Annotated in this window: 10 protein-coding genes and 6 pseudogenes; all 16 read right to left on the bottom strand. The window is 58.4% G+C overall.

Translation table 11 applies throughout. From position 1 onward, the window contains the following. Positions 1 to 270: 270 nt before the first annotated feature. The gene (locus IVB32_RS05870) at positions 271 to 1125 is read right to left on the bottom strand and encodes an acyl-CoA thioesterase II (protein WP_247409979.1); all 855 of its coding nucleotides are present in this window, start codon (positions 1123 to 1125) and stop codon (positions 271 to 273) included. 174 nt (positions 1126 to 1299) lie between these two features. Continuing rightward, positions 1300 to 2433 carry a mandelate racemase/muconate lactonizing enzyme family protein gene (locus IVB32_RS05875; RefSeq protein WP_247409981.1) on the bottom strand — a complete coding sequence of 378 codons (1134 nt, stop codon included), beginning with the start codon at positions 2431 to 2433 and terminating at the stop codon, positions 1300 to 1302. Between the two features lie 608 nt (positions 2434 to 3041). Continuing rightward, entirely contained in the window at positions 3042 to 3971 is a 930-nt protein-coding gene (locus tag IVB32_RS05880; RefSeq protein ID WP_247409983.1) for a TauD/TfdA family dioxygenase, read from the bottom strand. A 1052-nt stretch (positions 3972 to 5023) separates the two neighbouring features. Beyond that, a pseudogene (locus tag IVB32_RS05885) lies at positions 5024 to 5870 on the bottom strand (IS5/IS1182 family transposase); the annotation flags it as partial. Between the two features lie 118 nt (positions 5871 to 5988). Continuing rightward, positions 5989 to 6829, bottom strand: a pseudogene (istB, locus tag IVB32_RS05890) (IS21-like element helper ATPase IstB). Next, positions 6826 to 8331: an IS21 family transposase gene (gene istA, locus IVB32_RS05895; protein ID WP_247409992.1), complete on the bottom strand. Its 1506-nt coding sequence runs from the start codon at positions 8329 to 8331 to the stop codon at positions 6826 to 6828. Before istA ends, istB begins: the two are co-directional and overlap by 4 nt. 221 nt (positions 8332 to 8552) lie before the next feature. Further along, positions 8553 to 8764, bottom strand: a pseudogene (locus IVB32_RS05900) (IS5/IS1182 family transposase); the annotation flags it as partial. Positions 8765 to 8841: 77 nt separating this feature from the next. After that, the gene (locus IVB32_RS42995; RefSeq protein WP_346731090.1) at positions 8842 to 9216 is read right to left on the bottom strand and encodes a group II intron maturase-specific domain-containing protein; all 375 of its coding nucleotides are present in this window, start codon (positions 9214 to 9216) and stop codon (positions 8842 to 8844) included. Positions 9217 to 9323: 107 nt separating this feature from the next. Continuing rightward, the gene (gene ltrA / locus IVB32_RS43000; protein ID WP_346731089.1) at positions 9324 to 10088 is read right to left on the bottom strand and encodes a group II intron reverse transcriptase/maturase; all 765 of its coding nucleotides are present in this window, start codon (positions 10086 to 10088) and stop codon (positions 9324 to 9326) included. Between the two features lie 535 nt (positions 10089 to 10623). Beyond that, positions 10624 to 10887, bottom strand: a pseudogene (locus IVB32_RS05910) (IS5/IS1182 family transposase); the annotation flags it as partial. A 673-nt stretch (positions 10888 to 11560) separates the two neighbouring features. Further along, positions 11561 to 13042, bottom strand: a complete 1482-nt coding sequence (locus IVB32_RS05915; RefSeq protein WP_247409985.1) for an aldehyde dehydrogenase family protein — start codon at positions 13040 to 13042, stop codon at positions 11561 to 11563. A gap of 412 nt (positions 13043 to 13454) precedes the next feature. Continuing rightward, positions 13455 to 13763 (bottom strand): annotated as a pseudogene (locus IVB32_RS05920) (amidohydrolase); the annotation flags it as partial. A gap of 604 nt (positions 13764 to 14367) precedes the next feature. Beyond that, the gene (locus IVB32_RS05925) at positions 14368 to 15228 is read right to left on the bottom strand and encodes a MaoC/PaaZ C-terminal domain-containing protein (protein WP_247409987.1); all 861 of its coding nucleotides are present in this window, start codon (positions 15226 to 15228) and stop codon (positions 14368 to 14370) included. Positions 15229 to 16905: 1677 nt separating this feature from the next. Then, a complete protein-coding gene (locus IVB32_RS05930) occupies positions 16906 to 17877 on the bottom strand; it encodes a TauD/TfdA family dioxygenase (protein ID WP_247409989.1) in 972 nt (323 codons plus the stop codon). A gap of 25 nt (positions 17878 to 17902) precedes the next feature. Then, on the bottom strand, positions 17903 to 18145 hold the full coding sequence (locus tag IVB32_RS05935; protein WP_247409990.1) for a hypothetical protein: 243 nt from the start codon (positions 18143 to 18145) through the stop codon (positions 17903 to 17905). 1574 nt (positions 18146 to 19719) lie between these two features. Next, positions 19720 to 19962 (bottom strand): annotated as a pseudogene (locus IVB32_RS05940) (IS256 family transposase); the annotation flags it as partial. Positions 19963 to 20147 lie beyond the last annotated feature (185 nt).

Raw genomic sequence — 20147 nt, forward strand, 5'->3', positions numbered from 1 at the left:
CTCGCTACGACAAACTTGCCAGAAACTTCTTGGCCGCCGTCCACCTCGCCGCTCTCGTCGCTTATTGGATCAATTGAGTCTGAATCCTAGTTCGGTGTGCTCTATGCCGGACCAGTGGAATATTCGCACCTTGCTGTCAGACCCCGCACATAGATGTTTTCAATCGGACACGGCTGAACACTACAACGACGAGCCCGAAACCTCGCTTATTGTGTCCACTCCTTTTGGTAGGGCGTCCTCGAAAAACTATCATCGCGTGTATACGTGCCTTTAGGCTCGGCGGCGCTTGCGCACTGATCCCTCCTGCGCGATCGATGCGATCAGCGTTCCATCACGTTTATAGATCAATCCTCGTGCGAGGCCTCGACCGTCTTGTGCGCTCGGCGAATCTTGCGCACAAAGCAGCCAATCGTCAGCGCGGAACGGGCGGTGAAACCACATCGCGTGATCCAGGCTTGCTGGCATCATTTGCTTGTCGAATGGCGCACGGCCATAGCGCGCCATTACAGTATCCAGCAGGGAGTAATCGGACGCATAGGCCAGCGCGCACATGTGCAGTGCCCGGTCCTCGGGCAGTCTGGTGGCGATTTTGATCCAGATGTGAGTACGGCCATCATCGACCTTTTTACCGAAATAGCGGCCGATCTCGACAGGCCGCATCTCAATAGCATAGCGGCGGCGGATGAAATCCGGCGCTTCGTATCCCATCTTCTGCCTGGACAACTGTTCAGTGGTAAGCTTCTCCGGCGCAGGAACGTTGTCCATCTTATGCTGAAAATCGAATATTCCCTTCTGTTCGTCAGTGAACGAAATCATTGTGGAGAAGATCGCGTCACCATGCTGGATCCCCGTGACGCGCCGTATCGAACTGCAGTCGTCGTCATGCAGGCACTCGACTTGGTAAACGATCGACGCCCGCGGGTCACCGGCCCGGATGAAATGACAGTGCAGCGAATGCGGCAGGCGGCTATCAACCCTGCGGGTTGCTGCCACCATCGACTGCCCAATTATCTGGCCTCCGAATACCCACGGCGAACCGGAGCTCGGATTGATTCCGCGAAACAGATTAACCTCTATGGGTTCAAGGTCAAAGACAGCGAGTAAGTCGATCATATTTTCGGACATTGACGTGTATTCACTTTGTTCGGAGTCAGTTACCAAGCACGGTACGTGCAGCGCCGAGCGTCGGGCAGCGCGGAAACGTGCAATTTCTCATCATCGCCGACATGTGATCGAAGGCACGCGCTCATGCCGCCCCCCACCAAACAACACCATCCGCCACTTACGGCCCCTGACGGATCACCTCACGGCAAATCGCGTCAGCGCCTTGCGATCAACCTCGATTCCGAGCCCCGGCCCGTCGGGTACACGGACGACGCCGCGAACGTGCTCGATCGGCTCAACCAAAATCGCCTGCCGGATCGGGTGCTCGGTGCGATCGAATTCCAATATTGGAGCGGTAGGTCTGAGCGACGGATGCGCATGCGGCGGCAGAACCGCAAGCAGCTGGAGGGAGGCTGCAATTGCAACCCCAGTGCCCCAGACATGCGGATTATAGCGCTTTCCGAAAGCGTCCGCCATGTCGGCGATCTTCTTGCATTCGGTGAGGCCGCCCGCGGCACAAGTATCTGGTTGGACAATGTCGAGCGCATGCGAGTTGAACAGATTGCGAAACCCGAAGCGGGTAAACTCGCATTCGCCACCGGCGATTGGGATTGCGATCGCCGACTTGACCGCGCGATAGCCGTTGATATCCTCTGGCGATACTGGCTCCTCAAACCAACCGATGTCGTATTGTTCGATCATACGCCCCAAGCGGATCGCAGCGACGCTATCATAGGCGTGGTTGGCATCCACCATCAGTGTTATGCGCGGTCCGATCGCTTCGCGCACCGCTCTCGTGACGGCCGCATCCTCATACTCACCGAAACCAACTCTGAGCTTCACTGCAGGAAAACCTTCGGCGACGTAGTTTGAAGCTTCTTCGGCAAGATACCGGATCGGGTCGCCAGCCTCGCGTCGGTACAGGCCGGTCGCATAGCTGCCGACCTGCGTCCGCTGTGCACCGCCGAGCAATTGATAGACTGGAACCCCGAATCGTTTGCCCATGATGTCCCATAGGGCCACGTCGATACCGCTTAAGCCCTGGATCACAACGCCCTTCTGACCGTGATCACGCAGCCGTCCATAGACCATCTGCCACAAGCATTCAATGCGTAACGGATCCTCCCCGATCAGCCACGGCGTAATGGTTTCAACCACGGCCGCTGTAATCCGCGCGGGCCCGCAGCACTCACCCCAACCGACGAGGCCTTGATCCGTCTCGATCTCGACCAGCATGGCCGTTCGCATGTCACACCAGGCTCGCGCACAGGCGAAGGGATGAGATAACGAGGCTTGGAGAATGTGCGTCCGTACGGCTGTGATCTTCATCGGTCTTGCCCGTATTCCGCCCTGTGTCGCTTCGATAGCAATGTATGCCGAGCGTAGATTCAGTCACGCCACAAATGGGCGAGTAACACGTGTAAGAGCTGCCGCAAACTTGTATCGGGCGGCCTTTGTGTGATTGGAGTTCGTCTACGAGTGTCCACTGACGCTTCCCCTACGTTCTAACTCGGAAGAGCGCTGAGCAGCGAACCGCAGCAGAAAAATGAGAGGAATCGGATAGGCGGCGCGAACAAGCAGGTCTGGGAGACACACAGAGAGAGGTACCAGCCAATGAGGAAGGACCGTGTCGGCTGGACTGCAGGAAGTGCCTGCGACGCGCGATTGAGTTCCGGATACGAATGCTCATTAAAACGGTCTGTTTCTAACGGGAGCACAGCAGCCCTCTCTCGTGTTGCCTTTCTCACCGAATCCCGTCGGACGGAAACTTGAATTTGTTTTCCGCTGCCGACACATCGGTTCGCTGCCGCGAATCGCGCCCGCCGCGACTTTCGGCAGAAGGGACGGCCTTGCAATTGATCCTCATGGACGCTCTTGGCGCGAACCGCTGATGGGTGCCGGTGGCACGCGCCGTGTCGCCGATAGACCACGCGCGGCTACCCGACTTTCGACGGCGGCTGCTTGCTACCCCTGATACGCGTTACGCTGGTTCGCCCGTCGACGCTTATGGGAACGTCACCACTGATCGCGGCGCGACGAACGACGCGATGCTGGTCCTCGTAGTCATTGACTGCATAGTGTTGCGTGGCACGATTGTCCCAAATCGCAACATCGCCTTCCCTCCAGTTCCAGCGTACAGTATTCTCGGGCGCTGTGACGTGAGACTGAAATAGATCGAACAGCTTCTGCCCATCATATTTCGGGATGCCAACAAAACGCTGAACCAAGTCGCCCAGCACCAGCGCGCGTTCTCCCGTCTCGGGGTGAACACGCACGACCGGATGCTCAGTCTCGTAGACCGTTCTGGTGTATACCTCCTCAAAATGCCTCTTATCGGCCTCGCTGGCGCGCCCCATTACGCCATAGTCGTAGGCATTGGTGTGAACGGCCCAGAGTTCGTCGGCGAGCCGTTGCAGCGGCGGCGGCAAATCGAGATAGGCAGCCGCGGTGTTTGACCAAACGGTGTCACCGCCGAATGGAGGGATTACAATCCCCCTTAGCACCGCAATCTTTGGATAGGTGTCGACAAAGGTCACATCGGTATGCCAAAAATCGGCCCGACTTCCGCCACGTGCGGAATCAAGCTCGATAATGGATGCGGTTCCTTTGATGACACCTAACGTTGGATGCGGCGCAAGTTGTCCCAAACGGTCCGCGAAGCGCTCCTGCTCAGCATCGTCGAGATGACGTTGGTCGCGAAAGAAGATGACCTTGTGCTCGAGTAGCGCGCTGTTAATCGCGGCGATTGTTTGATCGGACAAATCGCCGGATAGCCGGACATTCCTGATTTCAGCGCCGATACGCGCTGTACACTTGGCAATGGCCGCAGGCGGAATGACGTCATTTGCGGGATTCAGGTTAGTCATTGTAGTGTTCTCCTGGTTGCACTTTATTCGTCAGAGGCAGCCATTCAGCCACTGCGCCGAAGAGTAGCCGCCAGCTTGCCGGAGGCAGAAGACGACGATTGACGCTGCCGGCCGTCGGCCGGATACAGATCGCGGCTGTCGATGGATCAACCGATGGAAGACCCAACCCACGCCCGCCGGTATCCTTGCGCATCTGTCATTTCTTGGACGGCGATAATCCGTCGGTCTCACGTCCGACCGGCTTGAAACGAGAACTTCGCTTCCATCAGACAAGCGGACGCTCGCCCTACCGGCTGGCATGAGAGCCGTGATGGCTCTGACGAGGCTGAATCCGCCAGTTATCTCGCCTTGGTCCATGCCGGTGAAGCAGGCTTGGCGTCCGCGATCGTCAATCTCCACAAATTTTATGCCGGCTGCGAGAGGTACGCTGTCGCACGCGCTCCCGGCTAACTTCTCTTCTTCGGCGTCTTTCTGCATCAGATCCGCTTGTCTGCCTTCAATGTTGCAAGACAATTCGAACAACGGGTCGGGAAGCACCCTGGAACGGCGGACCGTACGAACTAGTGCGAGTTGCCTCATCTGAACGCTATGCGCCGCTTCAGTGAGCTTCATTGTGCTGACGGAGCGGATTTCGTCGGCTCCGAGCGCTAATGCGAAACGCTTGGAAACGGGAGGACGGCTGTTGGCGCTGAGTTTCATGGATAGGCCTCGTATCACCGGTGACGCCCAGCAACCGCCGTGCCAATCATCAAAGCTGACGCGAACCAGATGGCTTACCGGTAGAACTCGCCCGGCTTGGCCGCGAACGGCACAGCCGACTGCTGTAAACCGTCTGCGGTGTTGTCGTGGATACGACAAGATTGGTGGAAATAGATCAGCGCCTGGCGCTGGCCCGACGAGCTCATCACGGATTATCTGCGCATAGACCTTAGCGAACCACTCGGATTGAATAGGTCACACATGCGATGCCCCACGGTCCGAGCTCGTTTTCATGGCTCCGATATCGAGTCGTCCGTGAAGAACGCGGACGAGCGGTCATTTAGAACGATCTTTTAGGCCGGGACAGTTTCGGCAAGCGCCCGGATGATGGCACGCAAGAGTGCTGCGAGCCATCGCAGGAGCAGACCGAAGTTGTAGCCGGCTGCTGCGAGGACGGCGTTGATGCGGTCGCCGAGGCGGCCCCTTGAGGTAGTTGCGGTCCATGCGGTGCTCGGCCGTGACGTGGCCGATGACGGGCTCGATAGCCGCGCGATGCTTCATCTCGCGACGCATCGAAGCTGCGACGCGACGGACCTGGCCCGAGATCCAGACCCTGAACCGGTGCGGATGGTTGTGGCCGCGATACCCTTTGTCAACGTGGATGCGGCGAGCCTCCACGCCGGTGAGCTCTCTATCGGAGATCACGGGGCCGAGGGTGTGCCCATCGAAGGGATTGCCATGCAATGCCTTGGCAGGGAGCACGAACGTCTACCCTTTGGGGAGGTCACGGGGGACGATACTGACCTTGCAGCCGAACTCGTAAGATGCGCGGGCTTTCCCCTTGCCGATGCACTCGACCTCTGGCGCATGTAACGCGTAGACCTTGGGGCCGCGCTCGTGCTGATCCTGGGCGCGCACCCGCTGTGCCAGATCAAGCAGCGGGGCGAAGCGAGCTTCCAGCGCCGCATTGCCATCAATCTTGCGGCGGACGGCGCGGATGATCCGGCCAAGCCGCGTCCCCAGGAACTTGAGCTGGCGCCGGGCGCGTTTGAACTGGTGGGCGTGGGTATAGCGGCCGACCATGATGGCGGCGCGCTTCGCCAGGCGCAGATAGCTCTGGCGCAGCGGCACATAATTGCGCTTGGCGAGCCCCACGAGCTTGGTAATGGCGCGATGCATCAGCCGAGCGGCGGTCGGGTATAGCGCGACAATCAGGATGAGAGCGGCGCGTCAATCAACATGAGACGAGGCGGCCGAGTCAGAAGATAATTGACGCCGGCCGCGGGTTTGGCAAGCTTTGATTGACGCTGCGCGACAATCAAGCGGCATTGCCAGCGTCAATCATCGCTTTGTCGAGTTCGTTTGGCGTGACGTGGACGGGCGGCCGGCCTGGACCGCGCTTGCGATCGAGTGCAGCTTTTCGACGGTAGCTCTCGACGTTCATCTCGAGGATCGTGGCGTGGTGCACCAGGCGATCGACGGCCGCGAGCGTCATTGCTTGATCTGGGAAGATACGCCCCCACTCGCCGAACGGCTGATTGGCCGTGATCAGCAGCGAGCGTCGCTCGTAGCGGGCGGCGATCAGCTCGAACAGTACGCTGGTCTCCGCCTGATCTTTGCTCACATATGTGATGTCGTCGAGGATCAGGAGGTCGTAGCGGTCGAGTTTGGCGATCGCGGACTCCAGCGCCAGTTAGCCGCGCCACCTGCAGCCGCTGCACCAGATCGGTGGTGCGTGCGAAGAGCACGCGCCAGCCGTCCTCGACGAGAGCAAGGCCGATCGCTGCGCCGAGATGGGTCTTGCCGCCGCCGGGGGGACCGAACAGCAGCAGATTGGCGCCGGTCTTCAACCAGACGTCGCCGGCTGCGAGCGCCATCACCTGCGCCTTTGACAGCACCGGCACGCTTTCGAAGTCGAACGACGCGAGCGTCTTGCCTGCGGGCAAACGCGCTTCCACCATGTGTCGCTCGATGCGGCGGCGGCTGCGATCGGCTGCCTCGTGCTCGGCGAGTGCGGCGAGGAAGCGGGCGGCAGGCCAGCCTTCCTTGTCCGATTGCGCGGCGAGCTTCGGCCAGATCGCCTTGACGCCGGGCAGGCGCAGCTCATTGAGCAGCAACTCGACGCGGGCGGCATCGATGGACGTTGCTATGCTGGTCATGCCGCCTCTCCCTGGCTGGAGTGGGCCGACACGATGTTGACGGAAGCCAGCTCGTCGTAGACGTCGAGCGGCGCCAGCTTGACGGCGACACTCGGGATCGAGGCCGCCTCGGGTCGGAAGCGATCGCGCAATGCCGCAAGATCGGGTAACTGTCCGGCATCGAGGTCGATCGCGATCGCCTTGGCGAGTTCGGCTTCGCAGGCTCGCTCGTGGGCCAGCGCCAGAAGCTTGACCGTCACCTTGCAGGCGCGCCGATCGTCACCGCGTTCCCGCAAGGTCTCAAACAGTCGTTTGTAAGCGGCGCGCGGGAAGAGCTGGTCGCGATAGACGAGGTTCACGAGCGCCATCGACTTGCGGCGCAGGGCGTGGATGACGTGCCGGTAATCGATAACATGCCCGCCGCGGCTCTCCGACACAGGCCGACCACGCCGCAGCGTCACGACCGGCGTGACGCCGAGGAAGCATTCGATCCGATCGTCGAAGATGCGCACACGCAGGCGATGACCAATCAGTCTTGAAGGCACGGTGTAGAACACGCGTCTCAAAATGAAGCCGCCCGACGACGTCACCGGAATCACCTTCTCCTCGAAGTCGGTCGTGCGACCTTTCGGCAGCGGCGCCAGTGCTTCTTTCTCAAGCGCAATCCGCTTGGCGAGGTTGGCGTTGCGTCGGCCGACAATCTCGTCGACAAAAGCCCGGTAGGCATCGAGGCTGGCGAAGTCGCGCGTGCCCCGCAGCAACAGCGCATCCTCCAGTGCTCGCTTGAGATGACCGTGCGCACTCTCGATCGAGCCGTTCTCGTGTGCGATGCCCGCATTGTTGCGCGTTGGCGCCATGCCGTAGTGGCCCATCAGCGCGGCGTAGCGCTGTGTCAGATCCTCCCGCGCGTCGGCTGCCAGATTGCGGAATGCTGCCGACAGGCTGTCGCTGCGATGCTCCCGCGGAACGCCGCCGAGCGCCCACAGGGCGTTCTGCAAACCCTCGGCCAGGGCTACAAAGCTTTCGCCGCCGAGTACGACATGGGCATGCTCGAAGCCGGAGAACGCCAACCGGAAGTGATAGAGCCGGTGACCGAGCGCCTCACCCGCGATGGTAATGCCGAGCGCGCTTGTGTCGGTGAAGTCGGACAGACCCAGACGGCCGGGCTCGTGCTCCTGGCGGAAGATCACGTCCTGTTCAGGGCCGTTGAGCGCCCGCCAGGCATTGATGCGCCGTTCCAGCGTGCGTCGGATGTTGGGGTTGAGGTCGGGATGCCGGCGGCGCAGTTCGTCCAGCACGCCGATCACGCGGATGCCGGGCGCAGCCTTCAGGATCGGGAGGATCTCGGCGTCCCAATAGGGATCGAGCGGATCGGACCGTCGCCGGCCCCTCGGCGCCTTCTTCTGTGATGGCAGGCGCAAATCATCGCCCTCGATCCGATACGCACTCGCTTTCGAGAACCCCGCCTTGGCCGCAGCGGCCTCGGGGGACAAAGTCAGTCGGTAGGTCATGTACAGCCTCATCTGGTGGTCGGTGATGTGAAGGCCAGGCAAGGCGTCGATCCCCTCTTGTCGAGACGAATCAACAGCTTGCACCAGCCGCACCCGGCCGCCAGACGGGTCTGAAAAACGCGACGCCGATGGGGACGGTCCTCCGGTCGGGCTACGCCCTCCCTTCGGTCCGTCCCCATCGGCGCAGTCTCATCCTGATTGTCGCTGACGTCTCACCCTGATCGCCGCCGCGCAGTCGGGTGCGCAACGGCCTTGAGCTGCAGCGTGGTATCGACCACCACTCGCTCAAGATCCTTGGGACCGATGGCGCGCTTGTGCGCCACCGACAGGCTTTCCTGGATCAGCGCCACGAGCTTTCCTCGCCGATCCGCTGGCGCCAGCGCGTCATCGACGATCGATCGAACGGCAGCCGGTGGCAGAAGCTCAACTCGCCCCAGAAGTATTGTCGAGTGGGCCGAGGGAGTTTCACCCTCAGCCCCTCACAGAACCGGACGTGATACTCCCGCAGCATCCGGCTTCTTGTTACCCAACCGTTGCGTGACCAAGGCGCGCCCAATGGACGAAGAATGAGGGATTGCGCTTCGCGATACTGTTCAGCCGCCGCAAGCTCCGTCCCCGGTGCCTCCTGAGCGACTTGTACTTCCGTCGGAGCCAGGCTCCGAGACGTTCATCAAAGTACGTGAACAGCTTCGACATCTCCGTTGGATAGAAACGCCCGTAATACTGCCACCACCCCTGAAGGACTGGATTGAGTATTCGGGCTACATCAACCAACGGAAGTGGCGCGTGCTGTGGCAAGCGCCAGCTCCTTATCCGCTCCCGCATGCGCTCGAGCGCCTGCGGACTAACTGCGGGAAGGAAGCACGTGAAGAGCTTGCCCCAACGATTCTTCGCCATGCAGGGCCGGAAGGTGACGCCAAGGAAGGTGAAGTGGATCTGCGGATGTGTCCCACGTCGATTACTGTCCTTGCAGTAAACCGCTTGGGTTTTCTGCGGGTGTAGCGTCAGATGACAGTCGGCCAATCTCTTTTTTCCAACGCTGCCTTCAGATGTTCTGCTTCTTGCCGTGTTCGGCAATGGCAGATTGCATCATCGGCATAGCGTTCGGACGGAATGCGCGGAAACGCCCGACGCATCCATGCATCGAAGCTGTAATGCAGAAAAAGATTCGCCAGCAGCGGGCTTACCACTCCACCTTGCGGTGTTCCGGTTTCCCGTTTCTGGATAGTCCCATCGGGCATCTCTACCGGAGCCTTCAGCCATCGTTCGACGTAGAGCAAAACCCAGGGCTCCTGACAGTGCTTCCGAAGCGCTCTTACCAGAAGGGCATGATCGATCGTATCGAAAAAGCCTTTGATGTCGAGGTCCAAAGCCCAGTCATAGTCCCAGCATCGCTTGCGCGTTTGCTCGATCGCCTGATGCGCTGATTTTCCAGGCCGATAGTCATAGGAGTCGGGGTCAAACACTTGATCCAACCCCGGTTCCAGATACTGCTTGACCACCATCTGTCCGACGCGGTCCGCGACCGTCGGAATGCCCAGAGGACGGATGCCGCCGTTGGCCTTGGGAATCTCCACGCGCCTTACCGCTGGCGGGAAGTAGCTGCCCGACGCCAAGCGATTCCAGAGCTTGTAGAGGTTGTTTCCAAGGTCCTGCGCAAATTCATCCAGACTCTGATCGACGCCCGCCGCCTTTCCATTCCCTGCCACCAGCTGGTAGGCCTCCCAGACCATACGCTTGGTGATGGGCAACGGTTTGTCCGACGTCATGACGCTCCTTCCGACAAAGCCGGTTGGCGCCCGAGGTCGGACAGGGCAAGGCAGCCGCTTCGGTCCATGGCCATTACAGCCACTTCAACGCTACTACAGGCTGCTCCGCCCCTGTCTCGGGTATTGGTATTCTCCCTCGTGGTGTGCGCCACTTGCGGATTTCCCTTAACACCCCGAGCCAGGTTCCCTCGTTCCGGATTGAAGCCTGTGATGAGATCATGCCGCCTACACCGGCTGCCGCATGGACCGTAAGCAGGTGTCGCCCACACCCTTCCGAGCATCATTAACCCCATGCCCGTTTTGACAGCGTCTGGACCCATTTCGATGCGTCATCGGCGGTTCGCTTGCGCTCATCTTCTCATCACTCACCTGACGGCGTAGCTCGCCGCCTTTTCTCCAGCGCTCACCACCACGCCTCTTAAACGCAGCAGCCTGGAGTGGTTTGAAGCCTCCCCCTGCAGGCCGGCTCCGGGAGGCCAACTCCCATCTTCAACACAGTTGTGCTGGCAGATACGCACCAGCTACGAGGCACACGGTAATAGGGGTTCTCGATCCAGCGGGCGCACGGCACCTCATTCGAGAGATTGTGCATGTGCTTCAGAATAAACAGGCCGGCGACAAGCCGCGTCGGCAGGCCAGGGTGCCCCGGACCGGTTTGGCACACCGAACCAAAGCGATCATACAGAAACTTCCGGTCGATCAGCGCCGCCAACCGCACCAGCGGGTGGCCCATGTCGATGATTTGATCAAGCGCCGGAAGCAACAGGTCTTTCTGGCGTTCATCCCGCGGTTTGCTCATCGCCTTCCCCAATGCCGATGAACCCGCCGTCAGGGAATCACGAATCGCTCGAAAGCAAAATCCTAAAACGCAAGAAGGCGAGGCCCAACAACCCCGCTTTCCTGCAAAATCCAATACTTTATCCTGACAACTTCTGCTTATCTCTCAGACTGATCTGCATTCTTCACGGACGACTAAAGAGGCCGAAGCCTCAACACCGCGCAGTACAGTAAGTCACTAGACTCGAGTGGTGTGAGGCTCACGACAACGACGGCTCGGCCAGATGCTGTATGTGCCATGAAATCCACGGTGCTTAAGCCGTAAGCACCACGAGGTTGGTGTTCGGATATCGCTGGCTTGTTCTTGCGGATGAACTGACTGCAGCTCGTTGTACCATTATGTCCAAGACGATGACCCGAAGCGCTCCTCGTCGACGTTGGAGCTTGCGCCTCCCTGCGGCGAAGCAGCTTTACGAAACTCGGCACCCACGCTACGTCGCTTCGGTTGAGGGCGGCCGCCGGCCGCGCATCTTCGCAAGATGTCTCCGAAGGAGACGCGTACGACCTCCATAGTACTATTACGAATCGAAGCAACGCCGTTCCCGCGAGCAGCACACCGCAATTCTACTCTGGAAGCGAGCTGACCATAGTGAAACAACCTTTAGAAGCTCTCGGGCCTTTTAGCGCAGCAATTATCAGGCGAAAGGACTATTCCATCCTTTGGACATAGTCACAGTCGTCTTCGTCTTCATGTACTGTTCGGCAGCCTCGAGTCCATACTCGCTTCCGATCCCGCTTGCCTTGTGGCCGCCGAGCGGCGTACCGGCGGACAGCGTATGGACGCAATTGATCCACACGATGCCACTCACAAGCAAGCGGCGTGCCTGCTCGGCACGATGAATCGACGAGGTCCATACTGAGGCGGCCAAGCCATATTCCGTGTCGTTCGCAAGCTGCCAAGCTTCTTCGTCGGTGTCAAACGCATGCAGCGCCATCACTGGTCCAAATATTTCCTGTCGGGCAAAATCACTGTCCGGCGCAAATTTCGTCACGATGGTCGGCGGGAAGAAATGTCCACCAGGCACCGGATGAAAGCCTGGATGGCAATCCTGAGCCCTCCCCAACCCGCTCATCAGCTGTCGTACGCGCGCAAGTTGCTTAGCGGAGATGATAGGGCCGATCTGGGTTGTCGGATCGAAGGGGTCTCCGACACGGAGATTTTCCGCTGCGGCACGGCAGAGTGCGGTGAAGTGATCGAGTATCGGCCTGACGACGAGTACGCGCGCGCAACTTGTGCAGGTCTGTCCAGCATTCTTGAAGGCGCTGAATACAGCAGCGGATGCTGCACGCGACAGATCGGCGTCGCCGAACACGAGCATTGGTGATTTCCCGCCGAGCTCGAGAACAACGCTCTTGAGCGCCTCTCCAGCAGCCGCCGCTACGCGGCGTCCCGTCGCGGTCGATCCAGTGAAGCTAATCTTCGATACTAGTGGATGCGTTATAAGCGGAGTGCCTACCTCTGGTCCGAAACCGGTGATGATGTTTGCGACACCATCGGGTAGTCCAGCCTTCTGCATCAGCTGTGCTAGCAGAAGCGTAACTAGCGGGCTCTGCTCCGCCGGCTTAAGAACCATCGTGTTACCGCAAGCTATGATTGGTGCGATCTTTGTGGCGGCATTTTCCAGGGGATAGTTCCACGCCGAAATTGCGCCGATCACACCAAACGGCTCCCGCTCGACTATCGCGGTAGCCTCGTTTCCCATAGGCACACTGCTGCCGTGTAATTTGTCAGCCAATCCAGCATAGTAATCGAACAGCCCGGCCGCATGCTCGATCGATGCGCCCGCCGTCTCGCTGATTGGGCGGCCGCTGTCCAGCGTCTCGATAACACCGAGCTCCTGCGCGTGACCGCGTATCTCGTCGGCGATCGAGCGCATGACTCCGGCGCGCATGGATCCATTGTTGGCCCACGAAGCAGCAGCCGCACCTGCAGCCCGAACAGCCCTATCCACATCCGCCGCCTGCGCTCTCGACGCGAGGAGCAAGGCGCTGTCATCGATCGGGCTACTGACCGCGAAAGTTCCAGAATCCGCCGCTTCGTACCATTCGCCGCCGATCCACAGCGTGCTTTTTGCAAGACACGCAGGTGGAAGCAGATCCCAAAGTTTTGTGTCCATAACTGGCTCCCTTGTACAATTTCGCAATCCGTCAGCGCTTACCAGATAGCCATGGCTGGAACTTTTCCGGTGCGAACATGACCAGAGGTGAGCTGCTTGGATACTGCGCTCATTGACGCGCGTGACAGCGTCAGATTGCGGATCCAGAGGCAGCTAAGGCAACATCGTCCGAGTTCAGCAATGACCGATACCATAGCGAAAGACCGAGTCATTGAAATCATGTGTTGGATGATGCAAGCCCGCAGTGGCTCCCCTGCCAAGAAAGATAAACGCACCCCGCCTTGCCTGAAGTATGTAGGTGAAAATCTCCCGAGCCAATCCGGGGCCTGATATTCTCATCTATGGGTTCAGGACCAGTGTGCGCCCTGACCGCTAGCTTAGTCTCCTCGGAGTTTTTGATGGTGACGGCGTGCAGCATCGCGGTCTGACCGTAATGGCCACATGCATGCATATTGCCCGATACTTTCGACGTCCACGGCTTGTGTAATGCTTCAAGTATTGGCAAGGCGCCCATGTTCGCTCTCAATCCGCTCGCGCGGCCACATCCGTACTCCCGGGATCAATGCAACGTTACCCCTTTGAGCTATTTCTGTTTCGATTTGCGTGGTCTCAGCGAAGCCAACTTCTCCGCTACGAATTCCGTCGCATTATAATTTGCTAATCCGAGTTCTGGCTTTTCGTGGACTGCGTGCAACCAGCAGGCAATCCTCCAGTGATCCATCAACGTCCTTCAACTGGCGTAGATGACTCTTCAAGACTTATGCCAACTTGCGAGAACCCGACTTTATTGGTAACAGGACTTAGAACGGGCTATTGACTGGGCGGACGTGTTGTAGCCTCGATATCATGTGATAACTCCGACAGTCAGGGGAGCATTGTCGATGTCGCAGAAACTCCCGAGATGCGCGCTTTCGGAAGTCGTCCACTCCGACCTGACGGAATGAGCGTCAGATCCAGCAAATATGCGGCGCGAAGCTCACCCATTCCCCTGTTTGGAGATCGTTGATAATTCGCTTCATTGCCCGGAACGTCATGTGAAAGATTCAGTCGAAGCACACTCGCTTGCCACACCGGTTTTTTGGCCGTGTGCGCCGCCCTTTCATTCGGAAAGATTTAAGGTGTGCTTCAGAGGTATCTATTTTGTGTCTGGATATAGTTATCACGGACTGGTGCAGATCCTCGCTCAGTTAAGAGCGAAAGTACCCGATTGTTGCGTGAAACCCGCCCGCTCATGCTCATCGCTTCGTAAATGACTTCGCGTTCTTTATAGTTAACGGTTCCATACTGTGGCAGGTATTCGCGCCTGCGCTATAGCCCGTCACGGCTCACCCTAGGACTGCCTGTCCATTCCTCGCGACGGTAACTTGGCGCTCACGAACCTGAGCTTCGAACGAAATCGAATTGCCCTCCTTCCATAAATGGATCGTAACGGTCTCACCAGGGAATACCGGGGCAGAGAAGCGGGCGCGATGGCGATGGAACGCAGAGGGATCGTAATCGGCATAAGTCTGCAGAACGGCTCTGCAGGTCAAGCCATATGTACACATTCCGTGGAGAATAGGTCGGGGAAACCCAGCCAGGCGCGCGAATTCTGGATCCGTGTGCAAAGGATTTCGATCACCCGACAGACGGTAAATCAGTGCCGAGTCAGGCCGGGTCGGAATTTCAACTGATCTGTCCGGCGTACGGCGGGGTACCTGGTGCGGCTCTGGCATTCCCGCCGATGGCCCGTCAAAGCCGCCGTCGCCTCTCGCAAAGGTCGACGATACGATTGTGGCAATCTTGTCGCCCGCGCGATCTCTGACCACAACCTCGTTCTGAATGATGGCACCTTTGTCCTTGCCCTTATCGTATACGCCGCGCACGCACGCCTCCGCGGAGACGTTTGCTGCGACAGGCATCGGTTTGTGAAACCTGATGTCCCGCTCGGCATCGACGATCAAGACTCGGTTGAGAGCCATGTATCCTGGGCTCGCCCCCCAGACGCAAACCGACGCAAAGGTGGGAACTACCTTCAGAGGCTTGGACGTTGCAAATGCTTCATTGACAAATTGCAGCTCCCTTTCATTGAGAGGATCGGAGCCCATGCCGATGCCGAGCGCATAAAGCATCACCTCGCGATCAGTCCAAGAGTATGGAGCTCTTTTGCTCTTCAACTTGAGTACTGCGGGATAGTCGATTGCCATCTAGCATCTTCCTTTGTTGCTTTAGTCACTCTATCAGCCCTGGGCAAACAGCGAACAGGATTGAAGCCGACTATTACCTTCAATGATCTTCAGAATGTTCTCCATCTTATCATATCCCTCGCTCCGCTGATTTCGCACGAGCACTCTCGTGCGGCAGGCGGTCTGCCGCAGGCAAGCGGTGTGCCGCAAAGACCATGTTGTTCGCCGAAGCGCAATAAAGGAGTTACGCGGATGCTCCCGCCCACGTTCGCTCTCTCTAAAATCAGCGGCGCTGACGGACAGATGACATCGCTCAGTTTGTGGACTTGATCGCCTTTGGCTCCAGTTACTAACTTTCTCGCCTTAGCAATGCCCGTGCCATCGTCCGAAAACCAGATTATGAACGCGGGAAACGTTAAATGAATGGCTCCTGTGCTGCACCGGATGAACATACAAATGAATGGCTACTGGGGCCTTCGCGGGGCCGCGTAGGTCATCACCTCTTAAACTCGCGACATTATGGCGTTGAGAACAATTGGCATATCGCTTTCTTCGTCGACGCTGGCCTTATTACCCGAGCGCGAAGCAAGCTTGTGAGGACAAAATGCTTGGTATTGGAAGCAAGCTGCCGTCGTTCGAAATTAACGGCGAGAAGCCCGGCTTTCATGCGCGGACGGAAAATGGACGGAGTATGCCTTTGCGCGCGTTGGGCTTGCGACCTAAAATGCAGTGCCAAAGCTCTAATATGGCGGCACCAACATATCCAGCGGAAAGTCAGGTATAGGCGCATAGGTGCGCGCTCGGAAGTTGGACATCGCATTTAGCTCGGCCTTACTAGCTCCGCTCTCGGTAGCGATGGAATCAGCACTAAGCAGAACGGCTAAGTATCCGGTCAGCTCATAGCCGATAAGCGACATCTTGCGGTGGCGTTAGGTTTCATGCCGAGCAGGCGACTGCGGCTCAACGGCATCAAACCATGATCGAAGCTAGTTCTTCGCACCGGGGTAGCGGGTGCTTCTAGCTTAAGCGGCTTGCAATGCTCACAGCACGTACCCACCAGTGCCAGACGCGCGATATTGCTGTTTGATCTTGTTGCCCTCGGCGCAATGCCATCGCGACAAACGTTTCTTGCGTTCTGCTTTTTTGAGTGAAATGGCGGAGCTTTAGCCATTAATCACCCCCTTCGAATACTGAGCGCGCAGCGGCTTTACGAGTGCCCAACCGCAATGTTCGCATCGCGGCCGCCCGTCGGTGCCGGTGGCGAGACATTGCCGTTCAATGTTGTTGCCCTCGGTACATTTGTTGTTGTCATCTTGCGTTCGACTTTTCGAATGAAATGGAGGTACTTGGCCATCGGATTTCCTTTAGAAATGCGCGATTCGAATCGAAACGCGCACCTTTAGCTGTGGTAGCTTCGACATTCGCAATTTAACTGCTGCGGCTTGCGCGCTGACGATTCGCGCTCGAGAGCGATTTCACTAAGCGTCAGATCCATCGTCTGCATTTTTTGTCACGACCGTCAGACCGCCTTCCTCCCGGTACTCGATGTTAGGCCTTCGCCTGGCTTGGTTTTGGGCTACTGCGGGCCTCTGCTGCCTATCCGACGCCTCACGGCGCTGGCAGCGCACCCATTCATGGGGCCATGATGACAACCCAGTCGGCCAGCGTTGATCGATCGAGAACGACCGCACAAGGGTCTTACGACGCACACTTCGAATCCCTTGCGTCTGTCGCGCTGGACCAGATCAGTGGACGCAAACTAGGCGGCCTTGGTCGCTTGCGGCTTTGACTTGGCGCCGACCCGCCGCGAGGGCCAACCACACTGAGCGGCATGTCTTCATCGATAGCGATGCGCCTCTCCACGCGATGTCGGCCGCTGGATTTCTTGACGGCGTAACGCTCGGTCGCCCTGTTATCCCAGATTACAACGTCGCCCGCTTTCCAGCTCCAGCTCACCGCATTTTCTCGCGCGGTGAGGTAGGATTGAAGCCGGTCGAACAGCTTCTGGCTGACATATTTTCCCAGGCCAACGAAATTCTGCACAGAATGTCCTAGCACGAGCAAGCGCTCGCCCGTCTCGGGATGAACGCGAACAACCGGACACGCTGTTTCGCAGATTGTTCCGGTGAAGACACCATCGAATTGCTGCGTGTCCGTCTCGATGGCGTGCCTGGTCACGGTGCAGTCATAGGCGCTGCAGTGCACCGCCCAGAGGTTGTTGGCCAGCATCCGCAGCGGCTCGGGAAGATCAAGATATGCCGCCGCAGTGCTTGCCCAAATAATGTCATCGCCATCAGGCGGGACCACGACGCCGCGCAGTACCGAAATTTTCGGACATGGGTCACCGAAGGTGACATCCATGTGCGTCTGGTCGGCATGACCGCTCCCGCGGCCCGGCGCCATGTCCCGGGTCGATGTTCCCTTTGTGGTACGCGGGATCAGAGAGCCGAGGCGGAGGGCAAAGCGCTGCTGTTCGGCATCATCGAGATGTCCCTGATCACGGAAGAAGATGACTTTGTGCTCGAGAAGCAACTGGCTAATGGCGCAGATGACCTCGTCGGACAATCCGTCCGATAGCTTGATGTTCTTGATCTCGGCACCAAGCCGGGCCGCGGACTTGACGATGTCCGATCGCGGAATGACATTATCCATGGTCGTCACGTTGCTCATGATCATGCTCTCACTATCGTGATGCCTAAAACAAAGCTGCGCGATATTTGGTCGCGAGACTAATGGCGGAGAAGGAAATCGGCTTGTTGACGGATCCTACTCGGCCGCAATGTGCTCCAGCAGCCGCCACAAAGAGCCACGCCGGGTCGTCGGCACGCACCACTATCATCATATGCCCCGCTCTGTCGCGACTAGGGGCCACTCTTGCATCGGCTCCGATCAGACGACGGAAAAGGCCGACAACGCTGCCGGGATCGACGTGCAGCATGATGAATTACCTCGCTCTTACATCTCAATCATACGGTCAATCGATGTCTAGTCCATGAAACCAAACCAGCTTTCTCATCGACGATGAGAAATGTTCATTTTATCGGCGAGCCAGGCACCGAGCTATTTTTAGGAAGACGATTTCTCTCGCCTCGCAATGGGTACAATCGCGTGGTCAGGACGAAATGTATAGCTCGTGGTCCTAACCAATCGGTGGGATCAAAAGTTACTCTACCTTGGGTTGTCGACACCTCAATGTGTGCGGCTGTTTGACTCGTCTGTCACAGATGGAGCAGGTGCCGACTGCTCGCGGAGCGAGAGATCGATCCTCCATGCGCTTTAACGGTTCCCGTTGCGGTTTAACACGGGCTATATCACTCGTTTTGCGGGACCGACTTCTCAAAAACGATAAACGTCGCGATGCAACCTGAAGTCGGATTTGCTTTAGCGAGCTGGAACATCATCATCGCCGCTAATCAACAGGATTGGAGTAATGTATAGCGACTTAGCGAGGATCAGCTCGCAATAAATGTCACGATAAGGTGAGTGCCGTCACATGTTTCCTCTCGAGACATCGGGAATGGCCAAGCACCGCCAACCGCCAACGACAATGCCTGGGCGAGTGATTCGTGCGCGAAACACACCCCAAGAAGAGCTAATCAGTCTCGACTCAATGAGCGTCCTATCCGGAGTTTTTCTTTTACGAATGCTTGCCGCGGTCGTCGATTGGCGCGCCGCCATGTGCAAGCTCCAGTTAGTCGCCCTACGGGCCTGGAATTGTGGATCCGCTAGCCTGTTCGCGATCTGCGCCGCGTCGGCAAAAGTCTTGATTTAGTCAACGTTGAGCCTCTTGCCATCGCGATTTTTCAGGAAAAGCGGCGGCGACCCGGGGCGGTTCACACCGCCTACGCTTCTGCTATGGCGGTCAGCGCTTTAGCCGGTACCCTGGTCGTTTGCGGCAAACGGGCGCCTACCTGAAAGACCTCGAATTCAATGGGCTCCTCCATAAATACTCTCGAAGCGGCGAAATGCCCCCTGCAGGGCGCGTTTGACATTGACGGTGCGAGGATTGCCTTCGAGTGCCCCCGACAACCCGAGCTCGTCGAGAAAACGACGTCAACCTCGCCGCATGGCTTTGAAGTAGAGTCACGCCGACGTGGATATCGCCTGCCAAATCATCCCGCGCGCTACGGATTTCGATGCCAGTCACGCTGAGCCGCTTGTGAATGCCGGCACGGTCATCCAGATCACGGGAAATGCGGTCTAACGCTTCAGCCACGGCAACGTCGAACTTTCCGGCATTGCCGTTGCGACGAGTGGTTGCCAGCCGCGCCGATTTCATTTGCGAAATAGCACGCTCACCCTCGGACGGCGATCACGATCAATTCGCCTTCGCAAATGGCGCGACCGAGTGCAACCTTGTCTTCAATGGACCGGTGTTTTCATGTGTGAGCTAAACCGTGCGTAGATGGCCGCTGTCGCTACTCGCGTGTACTGTGCAGTATTGCCGCTCATGATCGCGGTCGCCGCAGCGCGAGCGAGCTATCGCCAAATTTTGGTGACGGCCGGAGCCGGTCAGGCGGCGGCGGTTATGGGCTGACGGTCGGTCGGCTTGGCGATGACCTCGATCCCATCATTGAATGTCACACCGACAACGAGTTTTGGCAACTGGTTGTGGCCATCGAGACGACGCCAGCTTCTCTGCGCGGCCTCGAGCAGCTTGAAGACCATCGCGAGTGCCGTCTTGTTGGACAGGCAGCCCTTCGATCGGATGGTGCGGTGGCGAACGGTGGCGAAGGTGCTTTCGATGGGGTTGGTAACCGGTATGAGATTTCTCGGTGCCAACGTTCCGCTGCGGTGTTCTGCGTCGTGGCGTATGGTGCGACCATCGGGACAGAGGCACCGGGAGCACGATGTGCGGGCAGGCCGATGCATACGATGAGCCGCGAGCTCGAGTTAGTAGCTGGCCGCCTCTGCGACTCGCCCGGTTGCGCTGGGAGCGC

It is taken from the genome of Bradyrhizobium sp. 23, assembly GCF_023073295.1.
In the GTDB taxonomy this organism is placed as follows: domain Bacteria; phylum Pseudomonadota; class Alphaproteobacteria; order Rhizobiales; family Xanthobacteraceae; genus Bradyrhizobium; species Bradyrhizobium canariense_D.

Coding starts and splice junctions, on each gene's coding strand:
- IVB32_RS05870 (WP_247409979.1), bottom strand. CDS start 1,125: ATGTCCGAAAATATGATCGACTTACTCGCTGTCTTTGACCTTGAACCC.
- IVB32_RS05875 (WP_247409981.1), bottom strand. CDS start 2,433: ATGAAGATCACAGCCGTACGGACGCACATTCTCCAAGCCTCGTTATCT.
- IVB32_RS05880 (WP_247409983.1), bottom strand. CDS start 3,971: ATGACTAACCTGAATCCCGCAAATGACGTCATTCCGCCTGCGGCCATT.
- istA (WP_247409992.1), bottom strand. CDS start 8,331: ATGAGGCTGTACATGACCTACCGACTGACTTTGTCCCCCGAGGCCGCT.
- IVB32_RS42995 (WP_346731090.1), bottom strand. CDS start 9,216: ATGGCGAAGAATCGTTGGGGCAAGCTCTTCACGTGCTTCCTTCCCGCA.
- ltrA (WP_346731089.1), bottom strand. CDS start 10,088: ATGACGTCGGACAAACCGTTGCCCATCACCAAGCGTATGGTCTGGGAG.
- IVB32_RS05915 (WP_247409985.1), bottom strand. CDS start 13,042: ATGGACACAAAACTTTGGGATCTGCTTCCACCTGCGTGTCTTGCAAAA.
- IVB32_RS05925 (WP_247409987.1), bottom strand. CDS start 15,228: ATGGCAATCGACTATCCCGCAGTACTCAAGTTGAAGAGCAAAAGAGCT.
- IVB32_RS05930 (WP_247409989.1), bottom strand. CDS start 17,877: ATGAGCAACGTGACGACCATGGATAATGTCATTCCGCGATCGGACATC.
- IVB32_RS05935 (WP_247409990.1), bottom strand. CDS start 18,145: ATGCTGCACGTCGATCCCGGCAGCGTTGTCGGCCTTTTCCGTCGTCTG.